Below are 21,499 nucleotides of genomic sequence, written 5' to 3' on the forward strand. Positions count from 1 at the left end.
ATTGGCTGAGCCAATTCTTGCGCGACCCCTTGACGTCCGTACGCGTCGCACCCACGCTGTCCAGCGACCGAAGTGGTTCAGCCACTTGGCCAATCAGCCAGCCCTCTATGCCACTCCGGGGCCCAAGGACGGGAGCCCGTATGTCCGCCGAACTGATATCGATCCTCGTACTCGTCGTGGTGTTCGTGATCGCCACCACCCGCTCCATCAACATGGGCGCGCTCGCCTTCGCCGCCGCGTTCGGGGTCGGCGAACTCGTCGCGGACCTCAACGCCGACGAGATCTTCGCGGGCTTTCCCGGTGACCTCTTCGTCGTGCTCGTCGGGGTGACCTACCTGTTCGCGATCGCCCGCGCCAACGGCACCACCGACTGGCTCGTGCACGCCTCGATCCGGCTCGTACGCGGCCGGGTCGCGCTGATCCCGTGGGTGATGTTCGTGATCACGGGGGCGCTCACCGCGATCGGCGCGGTCAGTCCGGCCGCGGTCGCGATCGTGGCGCCGATCGCGCTGAGTTTCGCGGCGCGGTACGGGATCAGCCCGCTGCTGATGGGCGCGATGGTGGTGCACGGGGCGCAGGGCGGCGGCTTCTCGCCGATCAGCATCTACGGATCGATCGTCAACGGGATCGTGGAGCGCGAGAACCTGCCGGGCAACGAGATCGCCCTCTTCCTGGCCTCCCTGTTCGCCAACCTGGTCATCGCGGGCGTGGTCTTCGTGCTCTTCGGCGGGCTGAAGCTGTGGGCGCAGGGGGCGGTGACGCCGGACGAGCCCTCCAAGGACGCCTCTGACAAGGGCGACCTTCCGGAGGGCGGTTCCGGACCGCAGCCCGCCGGCACCGCTGCCGGCACGGGTACCGGCACCGGCAGCAACACCGCCGTAGCCACCCGCCCCGACGCACCCGCCAAGCCCGACACCACCCGCCTCACCCCGGCCCGTATCGCCACGCTCACCTCGCTCGTCGCCCTCGTCGTAGCCGTCCTCGCCTTCGACCTGGACGCCGGTCTGACCGCGATCACCCTCGCCGTCGTGCTGAGCACCGCCTGGCCGGAGGACAGCCGCAACGCGGTCGGCCAGATCGCCTGGTCGACGGTCCTGCTGATCTGCGGTGTCCTCACGTACGTCGGTGTCCTGGACGAGATGGGCACCATCACCTGGGCCGGTGAGGGCGTCAGCGGCATCGGCGTCCCGCTGCTGGCCGCGGTCCTGCTCTGCTACATCGGCGCGATCGTCTCGGCGTTCGCCTCGTCCGTCGGGATCATGGGCGCACTGATCCCCCTCGCCGTGCCCTTCCTCGCGCAGGGCGAGATCGGGGCGGTCGGCATGGTGGCCGCACTGGCCGTGTCGGCGACGGTCGTGGACGTGAGCCCCTTCTCGACGAACGGCGCGCTGGTACTGGCCGCGGCGCCGGACGTCGACCGCGAGCGTTTCTTCAGGCAGCTGATGGTGTACGGAGGGATCGTGGTGGCGGCGGTACCCGCGGTGGCGTGGCTGGTGATGGTGGTACCCAACTGGGGATGACCTGGGGATTCCCCGGGGAGACCTGAGGATGCCGACGACGCCATGAGTGACGTACCGCCATGAGCCACGTACCGACGAACGACCAAGGAGTAACGACGCGTGTCCCCTCTCTTCCCGGCCCTGACCGAGGCCTCCGCGGACCCCGACGGACCCAGTGCGCACCGGCCCGCCCTGCGCTTCGGCAACCGTTCCCTGACGTACGGCGAGCTGGCCGGCGTGGCCGCGCCCCTGGCCGAGCGCCTCGCGGGAGCGGGCCGGATCGCCGTCTGGGCCACGCCCACCCTGGAGACCGCGGTCGCCGTGGTCGCCGCGCTGCTGGCCGGCGTTCCCGCCGTACCGCTCAACCCGAAGTCGGGCGAGAGCGAGCTGGGGCACATCGTGTCGGACAGCGCGCCGACGCTGGTGCTCGCCGGATCCGGTGACCAACTCCCCTCGGCGCTGGGCGGGTTGGGGCGCGTCGACGTCGACGTACGCGCCACGCGGACGCCCCGCGTGCCTGAAGACCCCAGCCCCGAAACCCCCGCCCTGATCGTCTACACCTCCGGCACCACCGGCCCGCCCAAGGGCGCCGTCATCCCCCGCAGGGCCATCGCCGCCACCCTGGACGCCCTCGCGGACGCCTGGCAGTGGACGGGCGACGACGTACTCGTGCACGGCCTGCCCCTCTTCCATGTGCACGGCCTGATCCTCGGCATCCTCGGCCCGCTGCGCCGCGGCGGCTCGGTCCGTCACCTGGGCAGGTTCGAAACCGCGGGCGTGGCAAGGGAGTTGAGCGCGGGCGCCACGATGTTGTTCGGGGTGCCGACGATGTACCACCGGATCGCGCAGGCGCTGCCCGACGAGCCGGCTCTCGCGAAGTCCCTGGGGAAGGCACGACTGCTGGTGTCGGGCTCCGCGGCTCTGCCCGTGCACGACCACGAGCGGATCGCGGCGGCGACCGGACGCCGGGTCATCGAGCGGTACGGGATGACGGAGACCCTGATGAACACGAGTGTCCGTGCGGACGGGGAGCCGCGCGCGGGCACGGTCGGCGTCCCGCTGCCGGGTGTCGAGCTGCGGCTGACGGAGGACGACGGGGTGACGGCCGTCGAGGCGTACGACGGGGAGACCGTGGGCGAGATCCAGGTCCGCGGGCCGAACCTCTTCACGGAGTACCTGAACCGGCCCGACGCGACGGCGGCGGCGTTCACGGAGGACGGCTGGTTCCGCACGGGTGACATGGCCGTGCGCGACCCCGACGGCTATGTACGCATCGTCGGCCGCAAGGCCACCGACCTCATCAAGAGCGGTGGTTACAAGATCGGGGCGGGTGAGATCGAGAACGCGCTTCTGGAGTACCCGGGCGTGCGCGAGGCCGCGGTCACGGGTGAGCCCGACGCGGATCTCGGCGAGCGGATCGTGGCGTGGATCGTGCCGGACACGGACACGGAGACGGGCTCGGCTCAATCACCGCCGTCCGCCGAGGAGTTGGCGGACCATGTGGCCCGTCGCCTGGCGCCCCACAAGCGTCCGCGCGTCGTCCGTTACCTCGACGCCCTGCCCCGCAACGACATGGGCAAGATCATGAAGCGTGCGCTGCCCCATGACTGACGGTCCCATGGCTGACGGCTCCATGAGCGACGTGACCGGCGTACGGCGCTTGACGGCTCGCGAGGCGATCGGTCTCGTGGCCGACGGTTTCACCGAACTCCCGGCCCCGACAGGCGAGTACGCTCCCGACGGCCCGCTGTCCTGGCAGGGCTACGACGCCTCGCGCGGCCGAGCCGCCGAGCGCACCGGCGAGGAGGAGTCCGTCGTCTGCGGCAGCGCGCGGGTCGGCGGGACGGGCGCCGTGCTGATCTCGTTCGAGTTCGGCTTCCTGGGCGGCTCGCTCGGGGAGCGCACCGGGGACCGGCTGGAGGCGGCGTACACGTACGCGCGTGAGCACCGCCTCCCCGTCGTGTCCCTCGTGGCGACGGGCGGCAGCCGGATGCAGGAGGGCATGCGCGCCCTGGTCCAACTCCAGCGTGTGGCGCGGCAGTCGGCACTCACCCGCGCGGCGGGCCTGCCGCAGCTCGCGGTGCTGCGGGACCCGACGACGGGCGGCGGCTGGGCCACGCTGGGCGCGGGCGCCGACGTGATCCTCGCGCTGCCGGGCGCCCAGGTCGGATTCGCGGGTTCCCGGGTCCGTCCGCCGGACGCGGACCCGGCGGCGTACACGGCGGAGGCGCAACTGGTGGCGGGTTCGATCGATGCGGTGGTTCCCCCGGAGGTGCTACCCGGGGTACTGGAGCTCTGGCTGCGCCTGCTGACCCGCCCGTCGACGACACCCGCCCCTCCCCCGCCCGCCCTGGGCCGGGCCGGCCTCCCCGCCACCGGCCGTGAGGCGGTCGACAACGCCCGCTCCCCTCAACGACCCCGCGCCCAGGCCTACTTGGACGCGTACTTCACCCACCGCGCGCCGATCAGCGGCGACCGCACCGGTGGCGGCACCGACCCCGCCACCGGTCCCGACCCCGGAATGCTCTGCGGCTTCGGCGAACACGACGGCCGTACGATCGCCTACGCGGCCCAGACGGGCACCGCCACCCGCCCCGCCGGCTATCGCACCGCCGCCCGTCTGATCCGACTGGCGGACCAACTCGGCATCCCCGTACTGACGTTGGTGGACACCCCGGGCGCAGCCAACGACGCGGAGGCGGAACGTCAGGGCGCGGGTGCGGCGATAGCGGAGCTGTTCGCCGCCGTGGCAGCCGCACGCACGCCCCTCACCAGCCTCCTGATCGGCGAGGGCGGCTCGGGCGGCGCCCTCGCCCTTGCCGCTCCGGACAACACCTGGGCCACACCGGACAGTTACTTCTCGGTGATCGCTCCGGAGCTCGCGGCGGCGATCCTCAAGCGGCCGGCGGAACAGGTGACAGAGACGGCGGACGAACTCCGGATCCGGCCGCAGGACTTGGTGGAGCTGGGGGTCGTAAAGGGCGTCGTGAGTCCCGACGAGAACGAATGACCTCCCGGGGCTACGGAATCCGTGACAAGCCGCGACAACCACAAGTACCGTCCGTGACAATGAGGTTGATCGAGAGTCACTGACGAGGGACCGGGGGCGTCATGGAAGGCTTGGTGGAGTTCAAGACCAACGACGGAGTCGTGATCACCGTCGAGGGCATCGAGGACGTCTCCGGTCACCAGATGGTCTCGCGCCGCGACGACGGTACGGTCCAGGCGACCCGCACCTTCGAGGGCGCCCTGGACGGAGTGCGCGCGGCGGCCGAGTCCGCGCTCCGGGTCTTCCGGGACGGCACGCTGCGGCCCGATTCCGTGGAGCTCGAGTTCGGGGTGAAACTCACGGCGGAGGCGGGTGCGTTGATCGCCAAGAGTGGGGCCGAAGGGCATCTGCTGCTCCGGCTCTCCTGGTCACCCGGGCAGGCTGACGACTCCTCGGAGACCGCCCGGTCGTCATGACGAGCGCCTCCTGGCACGCCAGAATCAGCTGCGGGCGCGACATCGGCGCCGGTTTTCTGGTCACCGAGCGGCACGTCCTGACCTGCGCCCATGTCGTCGCGTGCAGCCGCACGGCCCCGGTCACCGTCTCCTTCGCGCACGGCACCGACGGCCAGGTTCCCGCCCAGGTCATCGCGCAGGGCTGCTGGGACGGCCGCGACACCGACCCCGGTGATCTGGCCGTACTCGAACTGGACCACCCTGTCCCCATGAAGCCGGCGGAGTTCGCGGCGCCGTCCGACGCGTACGGCGACCCTCCGCGCAGGCTCCTGGCGTACGGATTCCCGAAGCGGTACGACGAGGGGACGCTCGCCGAATACCGGGCCACCGCCGACCAGTTGATCGCCGGCGAGTGGGTCCAGCTGGAGGCCTGGGCCGCCCATGGCCAGCCTCTGGTTCCCGGCTTCAGCGGCGCCGCGGTGACGCTCGCGGACACCGGCCGCGTGGTCGGCATGGTCTCCACGGCTGCCCGCAGCCCGGAGATCCGCAACGGCCGGATGCTGCCCGCCCAGGTCATGGCCCGCTACTGGCCGCGGCTCGGCGAGCTGATTCCGACACCGGAGTACGGCCGGCCGGAGAAGGAACGGCTACGACAGTTGGTGGAGGCGATGGAGGGGCAGCGAAGCGCCCCTCCAGAGGCCGCCCCTCCAGAGGCGCGGGGCTCTGACATATGCGGCTCCGCCGCGTGGGCGCGAGCAGCCCTCAGGGACCCGCAGATGAGGCACGACGGGAGCCCGGGAAGTCTGGAGTGCAGCCCCGAACGGCTGTACCTCGAAGCGGTCGGCCCACTCGGCCCTCCACTACCGCCTCAAGGGTTCGGCTCGTTGTGGGACGCGGTCTGGTACCTCCTGTCGGAGGTACCGGACCCCGGCGCCGTCACCCGCTTCGCGGCACGGCTCGCCGACTTCGTCGACGACGCCCGGACCCGGAGCGCGCTGCGGAACTGGCCGCTGACGTACGCCCGCCGCGAGCCGGTTCCGGCACCCGTTCCGGCGCCGCGGCCAGCACCCACCGCCGTACACGCCTGGTCCCCGATCCTCGTAGAGATCGCGCCCAGCGGCTCCGGTGACGGCCATTTCCTGGTCGAGGTGTCCGCGTACAACGGCCGACACCGCCGAGTGGTCGGCTCGCGCCGCCTCCCCATGGACCGCGTACGCCCGTACGCGCTCGAACGCATCGACGAGGCGTACCACGAACTGGAGCCAGGAGCACGCGAGTTGATCGTGTTCGTGCTGCCGCGCCGCTGGCTCAACGCGGACGTGGCGCACTGGAAGCGCAGCACCGACGACGACAGCCCGCTCGGCGCCTTCGCTCCGCTCGTCGTGATGGACCTGGAGCGGCGCCGCAGCGGCGGACTGCAGCACAAGCTCCGGCAGAAGTGGCGGCACCTCGACGCCCGGCCGGCGGCACGGCTGCACCGTATCGACTGCTGGGCCGTCGGACAGGACCAGGTGAAGCTGACGATCGGGCTGCGCCGGGCCGCGGACATGGTGGGCTTCGCCACCGCGCCCCGCGCGAACGGCGTCCGGCGGCTGTTCCAGGCCGGCCTCAACGCGGCGGTGCCGGTGATGCTCTGGCCGCGCACCGGCTGCCGGGAGGAGCACGGGCGTGGGCAGCCATCGGCTTCGAGCACCCCGGAGGCGAACCGACAAGCTGGGGAGCGATGCCGGGGCAGCGAGTTCCTGGACCGCCTTGCCGAGCATCTCGCCGACCTGCCTCCGCGCGAACTCCCTTCCTACGTCCATGAGTTGCGCGAGGCCGCGTACGCCTCCGACTCCCCCGAGCCGCACTGGGCGTACGACCTGGCAGTGCTGTGGGAGGACCCCGACTGTCTGCCCGAACCCGTCGGCCATCTGCACAACCCCGTCGGCTGAGCGACCGGCACGCATCGAGGAGAGACACATGTCCCTGTGGCCCGTCTACACGGGTACGAGCGAGCCCCACGACGGCATCACCGCCCTGCCCCCGCCGCCGCCCTGGCGTGCCTTCGACGGCGGACCGGAGCTCGCGACTCCCGCCGAGGACGGCGACACCTCGGCCACGTCCCCGGACCGTATGCACCGCGCCCGCACCTATCGCGCCACGGACCAGGCCGTCCAACTGGTCAACGCCGCCCTGTACTTGCGCCGCCCGCTGCTTGTGACCGGACCGCCCGGCAGTGGTAAGTCGAGCCTGGCGTACGCGGTGGCAAGGGAGTTGAGACTGGGCCCGGTCCTGCGCTGGAACATCACGAGCCGTACGACACTGCATGACGGCCTCTATCAGTACGATCCGCTCTCGCGTCTGTACGCCGCCGGGCAGGCCGCCGCCCGCGAACAGCTCCCCGCGGACAGCGAGCTCCAGGACCATCTGCGCCTCGGCCCGCTCGGCACCGCGCTGCTTCCGTACGGCCGGCCGCGTGCCCTGCTGATCGACGAGATCGACAAGAGTGACCTGGACCTTCCCAACGATCTCCTCAACATCCTGGAGGAGGGCCAGTACGAGGTCCCGGAGCTGGTCCGCGCCGCCCGCCGCACGCCCTCGGCCGAGGTGATGATCGACGGCACGGACAACCGGGTCACCGTCACGCGCGGCCGGGTCCGCTGCCGTGCCTTCCCGTTCGTGGTGCTCACCAGCAACGGCGAACGCGAGTTCCCGCCCGCCTTCCTCCGCCGCTGCGTCCGCCTCGAACTCCACCAGCCGCGCGACGCCCACCTGGAGCGGATCGTCCGCGCCCATCTCGGCGAGCCCGACGCCTACGCGCGCGACCTGATCGCCCGCTTCCTCTCCCGGGGAACGGACGGCGAACTCGCCACGGACCAGCTCCTGAACGCCATCTACCTCACGGGGGCGGCAGGCCTCGAAGCCTCGTCCCGCGACGAACTCGCCGAGCAGCTGATGCCGTATCTGAGCCGGAACGGGGAGGAGCCGGACGGTTTCTGAAGCGGGGTGTGGAGCTGGTTCGCGTCCGTCCGAGCAGGTTTTCCGAGCAGTTTCGTCCGAGCAGGGAGGTGACGGGATGAGCGACCCGGTTGCGGCCGACGGCAGCGCGGGCACGGGTGCCGCTCGTCTCGCCGATCTGCTGGCCGAAGTGAGCGGCGGGGCCCTGCCCACGTCGGTCGAGCTGGCCGAACTGCTGTGGCTCGCCCGGCACATGAAGGAGCCAGAGCCTGCCGCGTCCTTTGCGGATCCACCGCCGGTACGGCCCGAGCGAGCCGAGTCGGAGCGCGAGATCCCGCCCCCGGAGTCCGGCGGCCCCTCTCCGCCGCACGGCCCGGACGCAGCCGCGCCTCCCGAGCCGGAACGCCGCCCGGACGGCCGCGTCCCCCTGCGGCTGCCCGGCCCCAACGCGCCGAACGAGCCGCGGGAGCCGAACGGTTCGTACACCTCGCTGCTCGCCCCCGCACCCCCGATGCTGACCCACCCCCTCACACTGCAACGCGCCCTGCGCCCCCTCAAGCGCCGAGTGCCCGCGCCCGTCGGGAAGGAGCTCGACGAGGAGGCGACCGCGCATCGGATCGCACGGCTCGGCGCGGAGCCGCGGTGGTGGCTTCCCGTGCTGCGTCCGGCGACCGAGCGCTGGCTGACCCTGCATCTCGTGTACGACGCGGGCCCGACCATGCCGGTCTGGCGGCCGCTCGTCCGTGAACTGCACACGGCGCTCGCCCAGTCAGGCATCTTCCGCACGGTGGAACTGCACCGGCTGGAAGCCGACGGCACGGTACGCCGCCCCGGCTCGCAGGAGTCGTACGCGGATGGCCGCACCATCACGCTCCTGGTCAGCGACTGCATGGGGCCTCAGTGGCGGGACGGCCCCGCGGGCACCCGCTGGTACGGGACGCTGCGGCGCTGGGCGAGGAGGATGCCGGTCGCAGTGATCCAGCCACTCCCCGAACGCCTGTGGCGCACCACCGCACTGCCGGCCTCGGCCGCACAGATCGTCGCGCCCTCGCCCGCGGTGCCCAACTCGGCGTACGACGTGGACTCCTATGCCGCGGACCACCCCCTGCCCGGGATGCTCCCTCTCCCCGTCCTGGAGCCCTCGGCTCCCTGGCTGGCGAACTGGTCTGCGCTGCTGGCCAACGCGGGCAAGCTTCCCGGCTCCGTCGCTCTGCTGGGCCACACCCCGCCGCCCGCACCCCTCGACGAGTACGGCAGGAGCGAGGTCGAACAGCTCTCCCCGGAGGAACTGATCCTCCGCTTCCGTTCCATCGCCTCCCCCGAGGCCTATCGCCTCGCCGGTCATCTCGCGGTCGGACGCCCCGAGTTGCCCGTCATGCGGCTGGTCCAGGCGGCGATCGAGCAGAATCCGCAGCCGCAGCATCTCGCGGAGGTCATCCTCAGCGGGGTGCTCACCGCGATCCCGGGTCCGCCTGGTTCGTACGCCTTCCGCCCCGGCGTACGGGAGTTGTTGCTGCGTACGCTGCCCCGGACCGCTCACGGCCGGACCTCCGAACTCCTCGCCCGGATAGGCGCGTTGATCGACGCTCGGGCGGGCGTCGCGGCCGGGGACTTCCGGGTGCTGGCTCCGGGAGGCGGCGGCGAGGCGGCCGGGGGTGAGCCGTTCGCGGCGGTGCGGGAGGAGAGTGTTCGGCGGCTGGGCGGGAGCGAGGGCGGGGGGTCGTCGCTGTTCGCGGGGCGGTATCGGCTGATCGGGCAGCGCGGGCCGTCGCAGCGGATGTGGCAGGCCGTGGACGTACGGCTGAACCGTCCCGTGGTAGTGCACCGGTACCCGCCGCAGGCCGCGCCGCGGCAACGGTTTTGGGAGGAGGCCCGTCGGCTCGCCGGCCTGCGGCATTCACATGTGGTGCCCGTTCTGGACTTCGGGGTGGAGGACGACAGTCCTTATCTGGTCGCGGAGTTCGTGGACGGCGTGACCGTGGCCGAACTGGAACCGGGAAACGGTCCCGTGGTGTCCTTCAGAGTGTTCGCCCGGCTGGTCCGGGACGTGACCGCAGGGCTCGACGCCCTGCACGCACGCGGTCTGGTGCGCGGTCAGGATGGCTGGGACGGCCTGCTGCTGCGCCCGGACGGGACGGTCGTGCTCAGCCGGTTCGCACTGGGCGAGCAGTCGGAGGGCCTCGACGCGTCGACGGACTTCCGCGCCTTCGGGCAGTTGCTCCGTGACTTGGCCTCGCTTGCGTCGGACGAAGCAAGGTTCGAACAGTTCCTGCGCCAGTTCCCGCGCCACCGCTTCAGCCCCGCCCACGGTGGCCGCCACACGGTCAGGGAACTCGCCTCGTCACCCGACTTCGAGCCGACGGCAACCGAGGCCGACTTCCTGAACTTCACCGTGCTCGGCCCGCCGCGCGTCCACCGCGGCGAACGGCTCCTCAACATCCCGTCCCCCGGGGCGCAGGCCCTGCTGTGCATGCTGCTGCTCAAGCACGGCCGCCGGGTGACCTTCGCCGAGCTGGCCCAAGGGCTTTGGGAACAGCCGCCCTCGGAGGGCGACGCCGCCCGTATCCGTCCTCTGGCGATCGCCCTGCGGGAGTGCCTGGGCCCGGGCACTCTCGCCGCCCTCAAGGACGGCTACGCACTCCACGCGGCTGGCGACCACATCGACGTACTCCACTGCGAGGACCTGCTGAACCGCCGTACGCAGGATCAGGACCCGCGCACCGAGCGGGGCCTGATCCAGTCCGCCCTGGACCTCTGGTACGGCGATCCCCTGGACGGCGTGCCCGGCCCCGCCGCCAAGGCGGCCCGCACCCGCCTGCGCGCCCTCCGCCTCACCCTCTGCGCCACCCGAGCCGAACTCGACCTGGAACTGGGCAACTTCGAGGGGGCGGCGAACGATCTCGCCGAGCTTCTCCGCGACCACCCCGAGCGGGAGGACTTCCGGCGGCTGCACATCCTGGCCCTCAGGGAGCAGGGCCGTATCGCCGAGGCCATGGAGTCGTACGAGACGTACGAGGAACACCGGAACCAGCAGCACAGTGAACCGGACCCCACCCTGCAGGTGCTCTACCGCGAGCTGCGCACGGCGCCGGAGCGCGGCCGGGCGACGATCGTCGCCGAGTTCACCGACCCCGGCGAGCACCGTCTCGCGCACAGCGTCCTCGGCCGCTCCCTCACCTGGCTGCTCTCCCTGACCGAGATGGCTCCGAACCAGTACGAGGTGCTGTCCCGCGACAACGGCTATCTCGTGATCACCGAGCCCGAGGCGTCCGTACTGCCGGTGCTGGGCGCTGTTCTTCGCGAACTCCCCGGTGCGCTCCTGGAACTGGACGACCCGCCGAAGGTCAGGGTGACCTTCTGGCACACCGCCCAGTTCGCCCGCGCCGACCGCCCGACGACGCAGCCCGACATCCAGGCCGCGCTGGGGCACTCCGCAGCGGACATCATGGTCGTCCTCTCCCCCGTCCTGCACCAGGAACTCATGAGAGGCTCCACCTCCCTCGACCCGGCCCGCTTCGTTCCCCTGCACAGGGAGTCGCGCGGGGAGGCGGCCGACGGCACGGCGATCGCCTGGTACTGCCCCCTGGAACTGCCGGAACGCGCCCCGGCCCCGGCGCCCGAGGAACGGGATCTGGTACGCGGCCCGCTCACCACCCGGGACCTCGGGGCGATCCGCCCTCCCCAGCCCGGCCGCACCGCCATCGTGCTCTCCCAGCCCGACGGCCCGCTGACCCTCCTCGGCCCCGACGGCCCGTACGGCGTACGCACGCCATGGCCCCTCACCACGTACTACGAGGTCGATCTCACCACGCACCAGGCCGGCCACGAGGTGTCCCTGCCGAGTTCGCGCGGCGACACCTTCGCCGCGTCCGTCGAGCTGTCCTGGCACGTCGACGACCCGGTGGCCTTCGTACGCGGCGAGACCGCCGACGTGTCCGGGCGGCTCCTCGACCACCTCCTCAAAGAGGCGGGGCGCATCACCCGCCGCCACCCGCTGCGCCGGGCGGGTGCGGCGCAGCACGCGGTGCACGACGGGCTGCGCAGGTGGCCGGTGCCGGGGCTGTCGGTGGCATGCTCGGTACGGCTGACGCCTGAGGGGGAGATGCCAGCCGCGGGGCAGGCACCGCGGTCGCCCCGTACGCCGAAACCGGTGGCCCCCGGGGCCACCGAGCCGTCACGTTCCCTGGCCGCGCTCCTCGCCGACGCCGAGTGCGTACTCCTTGGCTTCGACGGGCCGGTGGCCCGCCTCTACACGGGGGAAGGGGCGTCGCGCGCAGCCCGTGATCTCGCCACGCTGCTCGTCGAACTGCGGCCGCCCGACGAGGCATTGAGCGGTGAGCAGCTGCTGGAGAACGGAGCGCCGGTGACACCACTCGAGGGCTACTCCAACCCGCTGGACCTCCTCCGCGCGCTCGCACGCCACCGCCGGGGAACCGACCTGCGGCGCGAGCTCGACCGGCTCGAGCAGGACAACGCCCTCACGGCCCGGCCCACCCCTCATGCCGACGCGCTGGTCCGCACACTGGCCGCCACCGGACGCGGCCCCGCCATCGTCTCGGACAACTCGCACCGCGCCGTCACCACCTACCTGGAGGCTCGCGGCCTGATCGGCTCGGCGACCGGCGGAGTCCATGGGCGCGCGCTGGACCTCACCCTGCTGATGCCGCACCCCGACTGTCTGCTCCGAGCCCTGGACCAGCTGAACGCCTCCGCCTCGGACGCCGTACTCATCGGCTCCTCCGTCGCCGAGCTGACCGCCGCGAACGCGATCGGCCTCCCCTTCATCGGCTACGCCCACAACTCCGACCGCGAGGGGCGCCTGACCCGGGCGGGCTGCCAACAGACCGTCGGCTCCCTTGCGCCGGTACTCGAAGCGATCCGCGACGCCGACTGAGACCACCCGTCCAGCGGCACCCCACCCGGGCCATCACAACAGGCGGGCCCCCGAGCGTCCGCGCACGATGCCAAGGAGGACCGTCACCCGGCGGTCCCACGGTCTGCGCTCTCGGGAGGATCTGCCATGACCGCCAGTCTGGAGCAGTTGCGCCGCTGTCATTTCGCCGTCGACCTGGGGGCGGCGAGAACGCGCGTGTATGTGAAGGGTGCCGGGCTGGTCGTGGACCAGCCGAGTGTGGCCGCCGTCAACACGAGGACCGGCGCGCTGGTCGCGGTCGGGGAGCTGGCGGAGAAGATGACGGGCCGTACGCCCGACTACATCCGTGTCGTCAAGCCCGTGTCCGGCGGCACGGTCGTCGACATCGACATGGCGCAGCGGATGCTGCGGCAGCTGATCGGCGAACGCCTGCGCCGCACACTGCGCCGTAAGCCGCGGCTGCGCGCCGCCGCCTGTACGCCGCACGACGCCGACCCGCTCGCCCGGCGCGCGGCGGTCGAGACGCTGGTCGGGCTCGGGGCGTGGCGGGTCGAGCTGGTGGACACCATGATCGCGGCGGCGGTCGGCTGCGGGCTGCCCGTGGAGCAGCCCGAGGCGACCATGATCATGGTGTGCGGGGCGGCGGCCACGCAGGTCGCCGTTCTCTCCCTCGGTTCGGTCGTGAACGCCGAGCGCGTCCCCGTCGGCGGCGAGGTCGTCGACCACGCGATCGTCCAGTATCTGCGCCATGAGCACGAGTTGCTGCTGCCGAGTCAGTCCGTACGTCCCTTGCAGCTCGCCCTGTCCAGCAACGGTCTCACCCAGGAAGGGCCCGCCCGCACCGAGATCCACGGCCGGGACGTGGCCACGGGACTCGCCCGCTCCGTACACGTGGACACGGCCGCCGTACGCAATGCCATCCAGACCCCGCTCACGGCGGTGCTCGACGGGATCGGCAAGGTGCTGCGCGACTGCCCGCCGGATCTGGTGGCCGACCTCGCGGACCGCGGGATCATGATGGTCGGCGGCAGCGCCCTGCTGCCCGGGTTCGACCATATGCTGCGGGCCGCGACAGGCATGCCGGTGCACATCGCCGAACGTCCCGACGTGTGCGCCGCCCTCGGCCTGGGCGCGATGCTGGAGGGCAGACTCCGGCCGCCGGCCCTCGATCCGGTGTCGACCTGAGCGGACACGCCGGTGCCCCCGGCCGGCACGAGGTGGCGGTCAGCCCGTATTCCGGTCAGCCCGTCCTCCCGCCCCAGCGCAGGTCGGCCCGCTCCCACTCCGCGTCCCAGTCCCGCATACGGCGCCGGTCGAGGCGTACGCGCACGGTCCAGGTGGCCAGCCAGACGGCGCCGCCCGCGCCCGTCGCGGCCAGCAGGCCCGCCGATACCGTTTGCAGGACCGCTTCCGCGTCGTTGAGGGGCTTCGCCATCAGGGTGCCGTGCCGGTCGGTCCAGACTGTCGTCCCGGTGCCTTTCCGGGCTTCGGGTTTGACCTGGGCCTCGCCGGTGCGGGGCGTACCGTCCGGTGTCTTCCAGCGGACGGTGGCCCAGACCAGGTCGTCGCCCACGGACTCGGTCGGTGACCTCTCCGGGGCGTTCTCGGTGAGCACCGCCGTCACGGGGCGGCGTTCCTCCCGCTGCCGGTCCACGCTCCGGCTGACCACCTCGGCCGTCACCAGCCCTGCGATCAGGCAGCCCACCAGGGCGAACAGCCATGCGCCGAGTACCAACCAGGCCTCGACGACGTCCACGCGCCGCCGGAGCGGGTTGCTCCGCCAGCGCCACAGCCTCACCGTCGTACGACGCGTTCTCGCCATCGGCCAGCACCCCCTTGTGAGCACCGACGGCAGCCACCTCATCAGGTGTCCTACCAGTGTGCGCCCAAGAGCGGCACGGAGCACTCGGGCGGGCCCGGGGGCTCCTGATCCCGCGGACGGCGGGTCGAGAAGCGTCAATTGCCCTGATTCCGTACGCTGATCCACTTCTGGCGGCGTGACCAGTAAGCGAGCGTGAGTCATGGGTGAACGACAGCCGATGCCGGGGTTTGTGCCGGCGGGGGACGTGCTGGCGGGGGATGCGCCGGCGCCGCAGTTCCCTGCGGGCTCTCCTCTCTCCCCGTTGGGCGAACCGCAGGCGTTGATCGAGGAGTTCGCGCGGGAACTGAGCCGGGGGTTGCGGACGAGCCGCCTCCGATCGTGGGGGGCGGCTCCCTCCGAGGGTTGAGCAGGGGAGGTAGTTGCCGGGTGCGGGTTCGTTGTGGTTGCTCGCCCCCACGCGGCGGAGCCGCAAATTGATACAGCCCCGCGCCTCTGAAGGGCGCGCTCTGGAGCCGTCAGCCCTCGCGTGCCCGCAGGGCTATGCCTTGGTGTGGACGCTGCGCAGGGTATCGATCACCTCGCGGTCGGACAGCTGGCCGAAGTCCACGTACCACTCGCCTACGGCGTAGAAGTGCTCGGGCCGGTGGAGGCAGATCACGTCGTCGGCATCGTGCTGGCGTACGACGCCGAGTCCGGAGCAGACCGGTATGGCGAGCTCCAGCCGTGCAGGCGAGCCGCGGCGCAGGTGGAGGAGGGCGGCGCGGGCCGTGACGCCGGTGGCCAGGCCGTCGTCGACCAGGATCACTGTCCGGTCCCGTATCCGGGGGGCGGGGCGTCCCTCGCGGTAGAGCTGGTCCAGGCGGTGGACCTCCGCGCGCTGCCGGGCGACGGCCTGCGTGAACTCGTACTCGGTCATGTCCAGCAGCGCCAGCGCCTCCTGGTCGAACACCGGCGGATCCTCGCCCACGACCGCGCCGACTCCGGCCTCCGGCTGCCCCGGTGCGCCGATCTTGCGCACCACCAGCACGTCCAGCGGCGCGCGCAGGGCGTGCGCGATCTCCGCCGCGACGGGGACACCGCCGCGAGGCAGGGCCAGTACGAGGGGGTCGACGAAACCGCCACCCTCCGCCCGTCGCAGCAGCGCCGCCGCGAGTTCCTGTCCCGCCTGCCGACGGTTCTGGAAACGCATGATGCCCGCCTTCTTTCCGCCACGTCCGTCCGGCTGTGGGGCCTCGCGAGTACCCGGGCGGCCGGGTCTTCACGCGCGCATGGAGGAACATCCGCCGGGTACTCGACGCTCGACCGAGAACCGACTTATCAGGACATTTCCGGTACTCATTCCGGGAGTCACACGGAGGTAGCCATGGCGAAGCACGTCCGGGAAGTCATGACAGCGGAACCGGTGACGGTGACCGAACGGACCACACTCCCTGAGGTCGCCAAGCTCATGCGGGAGAAGAACATCGGCGACGTCTTCATCACCGAGGAGGACAACGTACGCGGCCTGGTGACCGATCGCGATCTGGTGATCCGGGCCATGGCCGAGGACCGGGACCCCGCAGCCACCCCCGTCCGCGAGGTGTGCAGCACCGATCTGGTCACCGTCTCCCCGCAGGACGACATCGACCAGGCGGTGCGGCTGATGCGGGAGCACGCCCTGCGGCGGCTGCCCGTCGTGGAGAAGGGCCACCTCGTCGGTGCCCTCAGCATCGGCGACCTGGCCGTCGAACGCGACCCGCGCTCCGCGCTCGCCGACATCAGCTCGGCGGAGCCGAACCAGTAGGAAACCAGCAGGACAAGTAGGGCGCCGTCCGTCGTCGGCGCGCAGTCGGCTTCTTCTGATTCTTCTGCGTGCCGGCGACACATGCGTACGGGGCAAACGGGGCACCCGGTGCACATGGTCGGCGAGACGTACGACGACAGGCAGGCGCGTGCGCAGGGCGAGAGCGGCCACCGGCTGGTGCCGCACACCGCGGACGTGCGGATCGAGGCGTGGGGCACGACCCGGGAGAACTGCCTGGTCGAGGCCGTGCACGGAATGGTCGACTGCTTCGCCGACGTCTCCGCCGTCCGGCCGACGGCGGTCCAGCGCGCCCAGCTGTCCGGGAACTGCGACGACGATCTCCTGGCCGCCCTCCTCGACGAGGTGGTCTACCGCCTCGAAGTACCGGGCCAGGTCCCCGTGGACGTCGAGCTGGAGACGGAGACTCCCGGCAGCTCTGTCGACGTGCGACTGGCGGTCGCCGACCTGTCGGATGTGGAGATCACGGGCGCCGTACCCAAGGCCGTGTCGTGGCACGAACTCCACATCGAACCGGGTCCGTACGGCTGGACCTGCGCGGTGACGATCGACGTGTGAGACCTGTGAGACCTGTGAGACCTGTGAGGGGAAAGTACGGGTGAGAGGGGGCCTCAACCCTTCACCACACCCAGCGGAACCAGTCGCGCGACCGTGCGGCACAGCCCCGCTCCCTCGCTCGCCGCCACTACCGCGCCGACGTCCTTGTATGCCTCCGGCGTCTCCTCCGCGAGCCCGCGCAGCGACCGCGGGCGTACCGCGATGCCGCCCCGTTCCAGCCGGGCCCGCAGCTCCTTCCCGGCGACAGTCCGCGCGGCCTGGTGACGGCTCATCACCCGGCCCGCGCCGTGGCAGGTGGAGTGGAAGGCGTCGCCGCCGGGGACTCCGGCGAGTACGTACGAAGCCGTTCCCATGGTGCCGGGGATCAGCACCGGCTGACCGAACTCCCTTATGTCTTCGGGCAGTTCGCTGTGCCCCGGCGGGAAGGCCCGGGTGGCGCCCTTGCGGTGCACGCACAGCCGGCGCCGGGTCCCGTCCACCGTGTGGGTCTCGATCTTGGCGAGGTTGTGGGAGACGTCGTACACGAGGGACAGCCGGGCGCGGGCGGCGCGGTGGAAGATCCGGCGGGCGGCGTCGGACAGCAACTGGCGGTTCGCACGGCCGTAGTTGGCGGCGGCGGCCATCGCGCCGAGGTACGCCCGTCCCTCGGGCGAGTCGACCGGCGTACAGGCCAGCTGCCGGTCGGGCACGGTGATGCCGTAGCGGTTCATGGCCCGGTCCATCGCGCGTACGTGATCGGTGCAGATCTGGTGCCCGAGCCCTCGTGAACCGCAGTGGATCATCACGCACACCTGGTCGCGGGCGAGCCCGAACGCGGCGGCGACCGGCTCGTCGTACACCTCGACGACCTGCTGGACCTCCAGGAAGTGGTTGGCGGACCCGAGGCTGCCGACCTGGCCGAGACCGCGTTCCCGGGCCCGCCCGCTGACCTGCGCGCCGTCGGCGTCGGCGACCGCGCCGCCGTCCTCGCAGCGGGCGAGGTCGCGCTCCTCGCCGTGACCGCGTTCCACGGCGTACCGGGAACCGCCGTCCAGGATCCGCTCCAGCTCCCCGGGCCCGCTCAGGTGCCACACCCCTCCGGGGCCGGCACCGCGCGGGATCGCCCGGTCGAGCCCGTCCATGACATCGGGCAGCGCGGGCCCCAGCGACCACCGGTCACCGTCGGCTGCCAGCAGCCGCACCCCGCACGAGATGTCGAAGCCGACCCCGCCGGGCGAGACGACGCCCCCGTCGTCCACGTCGGTCGCCGCCACGCCGCCGATGGGAAAGCCATAGCCCCAGTGGATGTCCGGCATGGCGTACGAGGCCTCGACGATGCCCGGCAGCGTGGCCACGTTGGCGACCTGCTCCAGCGACTTCTCGGCGTCCTGGAGCAGCTCATGGGACGCGAACACGATCCCGGGCACGCGCATGTCGCCTCGCGGTTCGATCCGGAAGCGGTACGGACGCTCCTCGACGAGGTTGAGTTCCATGGCGGCCTCCCGGGGTGCGTCGGCGTCGCGGCGCACGCTGCGGGTACCCGCGGCCGGTTCGGGGAATCGGGGGTCCTGGTCTGCGTACGGATCCTGATCCGCGCACGGGAGGGTCATCGGTGATCGCAGCCCGCGGAGACGATCGCGCGTTTCTTCCTCACCGGCTTCGACGGGCTCACGATGCAACATCTCTCGCTCCCCGACGAGGAGGCCGAGCACACCTGCCTCCAGGCAGTGGCCTCCACACGGACTGGGGTGCCCTCGTACGCGTACGAGGGCACCCCAGTAAACCGGATCCTGCCCGGCCTCGACGGCCGGGATGTGAGGGCTGGTGGTTACTGCTTCCAGGCCCAGTGCAGGCGGTCGAGGCCGCTCTGGTTGTTCAGCTTCAGGGTGAGGCGGGTGCCCGTGCCCTGGAGGGTGGTGAGGGAGTAGGTGTCACCGTTGCGCAGGCCGGGCCAGTAGACCGAGCCCAGGCCCATCTCCCGGATGGTGTCGGTCGCGGCCTGGATGTAGGCGACCTCGTTGGAGCCGTTGACCGGGCCGTTGTAGTCCAGGCCGGTAGTCATGGAAGCGCCGAACTCGTCGAGAATGGTGCGTGAGGCGCAGTCGCCGATGCGCTCCTTGAAGTCCGCTTTCCACTGGTCGACGCTGGTCCAGTCGGTGTGCCAGAAGCCGTAGTTGTGCAGGGCGATCCGGGTGCCCTTGAGGCGCGGGTCGGCGCACACCGGCTTGACGTCCTCGCTGTACTTGTACCCCCCGATCAGCATCCGGTCGCGGGGCACCTTGCGGTGGGTGGTCACCCACTTCGCGGCGATGTCGGTCCACTCCTGAGCGGTGTAGCCGAACGGCTCGTTCATCGGCTCGAGGTACACCTTGGAGTTGCGCCCGTAGGTGGAGGTGATCCGCGCCCACATCCGGTCCCAGGAGGCCTGGTCGTCGATCTTGCCGTCCTTGGCGTTGTCGGACTCCCAGTAGCCCAGGATGACCTTGAAGCCCTTGGCGGTGGCGGCGTCGATCGCGCCCCGGTACGACTTCCAGAAGGGGCCGTTCACGGAGGTGGGGTTGACCGGGAGGCGGACCGTGTTGGCGCCGAGCTTGGAGAACCCGCCGATGATCGCCCGGGACTTGGCGTAGGTCGTGGCGTAGCCGTCGGAGGTGGACAGGCCTGAGGGTACGACCGCGTCGTCGGCGTAGTTGTCACGCGGGTCGGCCCAGTTGACCCCGCGGAAGTCGCTGACGGGCGGCGGCGAGGCGTGGGTGGAGGCCGCGGCGGGAGCGGCGGACGCGGGGGAGGCCAGGGCCCCGCTGAATGCCGTGACGCCGGCCAGCAGCGCCCCCAGGCAAGCTGTCCCGCGATGGTTCTTTCGAGGCACGAAGTCCCTTTCGGCGCAGGTGAATCCGCGAACCTCACATGCAGGTCGGCGGCTCTGTGGCTCCCGCAAATTAGAAGAGATGTCGAACATAGGTCAACACATCTGCACACCAAATTTCATCAAGAACGCAGGATTACGAGCTGCCCACGGCCGGCCACGGCCAGCACACCCAGGCCGCGGAGCGCCTCGGCACACCCCCGGCTCCCCACAAATCACCGGCGTGTCGTACGTACCTGTCCGGCGCCGGGTCTGATGCGACTCCTGACCCTTCCCGCCGTGGCGGGCCGCTGCCGTGCCGTGGCCGACTCGGCCGGCCGCGCCGCGCGCCACCCCATGCGCAGGCGCCGGAGGCAACCTCCGGCGCCTACGGTCAGGGCGCAGTGACATACGGCCGTGTGGGGCCCTCGCCAGCAGTGGGGCGTCAGGCGTCGGCTGTCAGGGAGTCGTCTTCCGGGCGAGCTCCGGTGAGTTGGTGGCGGACGGCTGTCAGCGCGGCGTCGATGTCGCGGGTGCTGGTGGCGATGCACAGGGTGTAGGAGACGTCGTCCAAGCGCTGACGTGCCTCGGGACTGCCTTCCTCGGCGTTGAGCGCATGCAGGGTTTTGTACTGCTCGAGCAGGTCGGCGAGGATGGCGGGGTGGGCCATGAGCATGGGAACTGCTCCTTTCACACGAGGTGAGGGGTGAGGGCCTGTGAAGCAGTGGCCGATACCTGGTGGGCGTGCGAGGCGCTGTCCATGTGACGGGGCAGCAGGCGGCGAGACGCGCCTCTGGGAAATGACAGGTTCCTGGGCGATGCGAGCTTGGCTCGTGTCCTGCATCCAGCGCTTGCCGCTCGGGCCGCGGCATGGGGGCCGACCGCTCGCGTTCGGCAGCGGTACCGGGGGACCTCACATTGGCGCTGAGTGCCATCGCATCCGCTGCTCATCGAGTCTGTTCTCCTCCCGTCGCACTGTCGTCGGACGTGTGCGCGGGGGTCTGGACCGCGCACACCTGGAGGCAGCCGATTCTCGGCCGTCCCAGCGGTGGGCCTGCGATCCCAAGCACCTGCCGGGCCGATTGCCCGCGTCGCAGGGACTCAAACCGTTACCCGCCACCCTGGCCCCAGTGCCGTCCCCAGGCACCCGGGCTATGGGCCCCGGTCCGGCTCATGCTGGGTCCGGGCGACCCGTCTGAGTACGCTCCCGCTACTGACGCGGGACGTGTCATTCCCCCCGCTCGTCCACCGGTGGCAGCTGACCGTCCGACACGACGTGGACCGCGGCCTCCTCGGCACCCGCCGCTCCGCCGTCGATGCCCCGGTCACCGGCGACGAGTTCCTTGGTGGTGTCCGTGCGCGCGCCCTCGTCGGGCGCCACAAGGCGGCCGGCGCGGCCCGTGCCGGCCTCGGGGTCGCGTGGTTCACCCTCGCCGTCGGGCACATCGCCGACATCGTCTCCGGCCGGCTCCTCCACGTCGGGAACCTCCTGCCCCAGCCTCTCGTCGAGGGACTCACCCTCATGCTGCTCGGCCGCCGTGATGCCCGCTTTGGTGACACCCAGCGGCTTCTCCGGCGGGGAGTAGCCCTCATCCAGCATGTCGTCGTACGTGCGGTCGTCGACCGCGTCCTCGAGATCCAGCGGAGCGGCGTCCTCCTGCTCCTCGTTGCTGCCCGTGGGCTGATAGACGTCGTCCGCCATGTTCTCGTCGCTCATGTCCGCCTCCCGGCCGGTGAT

General features: G+C 71.4%; 16 protein-coding genes and 1 pseudogene. 11 read left to right on the forward strand and 6 right to left on the reverse strand.

Features of this window, described 5'->3' with window-relative positions; translation table 11 throughout:
• Positions 1-140: 140 nt before the first annotated feature.
• From ACGFNK_RS00570 to ACGFNK_RS00605, 8 genes are all read left to right on the forward strand, one after another.
• Positions 141-1,520, forward strand: coding sequence for an SLC13 family permease (locus tag ACGFNK_RS00570; protein ID WP_393410491.1), 1,380 nt, complete (start codon positions 141-143; stop codon positions 1,518-1,520).
• A gap of 99 nt (positions 1,521-1,619) precedes the next feature.
• A complete protein-coding gene (locus ACGFNK_RS00575) occupies positions 1,620-3,110 on the forward strand; it encodes an acyl-CoA synthetase (protein ID WP_393410493.1) in 1,491 nt (496 codons plus the stop codon).
• Positions 3,111-3,117: 7 nt separating this feature from the next.
• Entirely contained in the window at positions 3,118-4,509 is a 1,392-nt protein-coding gene (locus ACGFNK_RS00580) for a carboxyl transferase domain-containing protein (protein ID WP_393410496.1), read from the forward strand.
• 101 nt (positions 4,510-4,610) lie between these two features.
• The gene (locus ACGFNK_RS00585) at positions 4,611-4,964 is read left to right on the forward strand and encodes a CU044_2847 family protein (RefSeq protein WP_393410498.1); all 354 of its coding nucleotides are present in this window, start codon (positions 4,611-4,613) and stop codon (positions 4,962-4,964) included.
• Complete coding sequence (locus ACGFNK_RS00590; protein ID WP_393410500.1) at positions 4,961-6,877, forward strand: trypsin-like peptidase domain-containing protein; 1,917 nt, start codon at positions 4,961-4,963, stop codon at positions 6,875-6,877. The genes ACGFNK_RS00585 and ACGFNK_RS00590 overlap by 4 nt, the downstream gene beginning before the upstream one ends.
• A gap of 28 nt (positions 6,878-6,905) precedes the next feature.
• Positions 6,906-7,925 carry an AAA family ATPase gene (locus tag ACGFNK_RS00595; protein WP_393410502.1) on the forward strand — a complete coding sequence of 340 codons (1,020 nt, stop codon included), beginning with the start codon at positions 6,906-6,908 and terminating at the stop codon, positions 7,923-7,925.
• 76 nt (positions 7,926-8,001) lie between these two features.
• Positions 8,002-12,777, forward strand: coding sequence for an SAV_2336 N-terminal domain-related protein (locus tag ACGFNK_RS00600; RefSeq protein WP_393410504.1), 4,776 nt, complete (start codon positions 8,002-8,004; stop codon positions 12,775-12,777).
• 126 nt (positions 12,778-12,903) lie between these two features.
• Complete coding sequence (locus tag ACGFNK_RS00605; RefSeq protein WP_393410506.1) at positions 12,904-13,941, forward strand: rod shape-determining protein; 1,038 nt, start codon at positions 12,904-12,906, stop codon at positions 13,939-13,941.
• Between the two features lie 55 nt (positions 13,942-13,996).
• Here ACGFNK_RS00605 and ACGFNK_RS00610 read toward each other — a convergent pair whose 3' ends face one another.
• Both ACGFNK_RS00610 and ACGFNK_RS00615 read right to left on the reverse strand, forming a co-directional pair.
• Positions 13,997-14,578: a hypothetical protein gene (locus ACGFNK_RS00610; protein WP_393410508.1), complete on the reverse strand. Its 582-nt coding sequence runs from the start codon at positions 14,576-14,578 to the stop codon at positions 13,997-13,999.
• Positions 14,579-15,116: 538 nt separating this feature from the next.
• Positions 15,117-15,767 carry a phosphoribosyltransferase gene (locus tag ACGFNK_RS00615; RefSeq protein ID WP_386355526.1) on the reverse strand — a complete coding sequence of 217 codons (651 nt, stop codon included), beginning with the start codon at positions 15,765-15,767 and terminating at the stop codon, positions 15,117-15,119.
• Positions 15,768-15,941: 174 nt separating this feature from the next.
• Here ACGFNK_RS00615 and ACGFNK_RS00620 point away from each other — a divergent pair, with 174 nt between their 5' ends.
• Positions 15,942-16,361, forward strand: coding sequence for a CBS domain-containing protein (locus ACGFNK_RS00620; protein ID WP_386355523.1), 420 nt, complete (start codon positions 15,942-15,944; stop codon positions 16,359-16,361).
• Positions 16,362-16,475: 114 nt separating this feature from the next.
• Positions 16,476-16,937, forward strand: a complete 462-nt coding sequence (locus ACGFNK_RS00625) for an archease (protein ID WP_393412114.1) — start codon at positions 16,476-16,478, stop codon at positions 16,935-16,937.
• Between the two features lie 53 nt (positions 16,938-16,990).
• Here ACGFNK_RS00625 and ACGFNK_RS00630 read toward each other — a convergent pair whose 3' ends face one another.
• Positions 16,991-18,409: an RtcB family protein gene (locus ACGFNK_RS00630; RefSeq protein ID WP_393410511.1), complete on the reverse strand. Its 1,419-nt coding sequence runs from the start codon at positions 18,407-18,409 to the stop codon at positions 16,991-16,993.
• Positions 18,410-18,535: 126 nt separating this feature from the next.
• Here ACGFNK_RS00630 and ACGFNK_RS00635 point away from each other — a divergent pair.
• Positions 18,536-18,652 (forward strand): annotated as a pseudogene (locus tag ACGFNK_RS00635) (TetR/AcrR family transcriptional regulator); the annotation flags it as partial.
• A 92-nt stretch (positions 18,653-18,744) separates the two neighbouring features.
• On the opposite strand, the gene ACGFNK_RS00640 reads toward ACGFNK_RS00635, so the two are convergent.
• The 3 genes from ACGFNK_RS00640 to ACGFNK_RS00650 form a co-directional block, all read right to left on the reverse strand.
• Positions 18,745-19,785 carry a glycoside hydrolase family 5 protein gene (locus ACGFNK_RS00640; protein WP_393410513.1) on the reverse strand — a complete coding sequence of 347 codons (1,041 nt, stop codon included), beginning with the start codon at positions 19,783-19,785 and terminating at the stop codon, positions 18,745-18,747.
• 421 nt (positions 19,786-20,206) lie between these two features.
• A complete protein-coding gene (locus tag ACGFNK_RS00645) occupies positions 20,207-20,437 on the reverse strand; it encodes a DUF5133 domain-containing protein (protein WP_393410515.1) in 231 nt (76 codons plus the stop codon).
• Between the two features lie 552 nt (positions 20,438-20,989).
• On the reverse strand, positions 20,990-21,478 hold the full coding sequence (locus tag ACGFNK_RS00650; protein WP_393410517.1) for a DUF5709 domain-containing protein: 489 nt from the start codon (positions 21,476-21,478) through the stop codon (positions 20,990-20,992).
• Between the last annotated feature and the right edge of the window lie 21 nt (positions 21,479-21,499).

This window comes from Streptomyces sp. NPDC048825 (genome assembly GCF_043198355.1).
Classification (GTDB): domain Bacteria; phylum Actinomycetota; class Actinomycetes; order Streptomycetales; family Streptomycetaceae; genus Streptomyces; species Streptomyces xiangluensis.

Excerpts from the sequence above, each read along its gene's own strand:
- ACGFNK_RS00570 (WP_393410491.1), top strand. The coding sequence starts at position 141 with ATGTCCGCCGAACTGATATCGATCCTCGTACTCGTCGTGGTGTTCGTG.
- ACGFNK_RS00580 (WP_393410496.1), top strand. The coding sequence starts at position 3,118 with ATGGCTGACGGCTCCATGAGCGACGTGACCGGCGTACGGCGCTTGACG.
- ACGFNK_RS00585 (WP_393410498.1), top strand. The coding sequence starts at position 4,611 with ATGGAAGGCTTGGTGGAGTTCAAGACCAACGACGGAGTCGTGATCACC.
- ACGFNK_RS00590 (WP_393410500.1), top strand. The coding sequence starts at position 4,961 with ATGACGAGCGCCTCCTGGCACGCCAGAATCAGCTGCGGGCGCGACATC.
- ACGFNK_RS00595 (WP_393410502.1), top strand. The coding sequence starts at position 6,906 with ATGTCCCTGTGGCCCGTCTACACGGGTACGAGCGAGCCCCACGACGGC.
- ACGFNK_RS00600 (WP_393410504.1), top strand. The coding sequence starts at position 8,002 with ATGAGCGACCCGGTTGCGGCCGACGGCAGCGCGGGCACGGGTGCCGCT.
- ACGFNK_RS00605 (WP_393410506.1), top strand. The coding sequence starts at position 12,904 with ATGACCGCCAGTCTGGAGCAGTTGCGCCGCTGTCATTTCGCCGTCGAC.
- ACGFNK_RS00610 (WP_393410508.1), bottom strand. The coding sequence starts at position 14,578 with ATGGCGAGAACGCGTCGTACGACGGTGAGGCTGTGGCGCTGGCGGAGC.
- ACGFNK_RS00615 (WP_386355526.1), bottom strand. The coding sequence starts at position 15,767 with ATGCGTTTCCAGAACCGTCGGCAGGCGGGACAGGAACTCGCGGCGGCG.
- ACGFNK_RS00620 (WP_386355523.1), top strand. The coding sequence starts at position 15,942 with ATGGCGAAGCACGTCCGGGAAGTCATGACAGCGGAACCGGTGACGGTG.
- ACGFNK_RS00625 (WP_393412114.1), top strand. The coding sequence starts at position 16,476 with ATGGTCGGCGAGACGTACGACGACAGGCAGGCGCGTGCGCAGGGCGAG.
- ACGFNK_RS00630 (WP_393410511.1), bottom strand. The coding sequence starts at position 18,409 with ATGGAACTCAACCTCGTCGAGGAGCGTCCGTACCGCTTCCGGATCGAA.
- ACGFNK_RS00645 (WP_393410515.1), bottom strand. The coding sequence starts at position 20,437 with ATGCTCATGGCCCACCCCGCCATCCTCGCCGACCTGCTCGAGCAGTAC.
- ACGFNK_RS00650 (WP_393410517.1), bottom strand. The coding sequence starts at position 21,478 with ATGAGCGACGAGAACATGGCGGACGACGTCTATCAGCCCACGGGCAGC.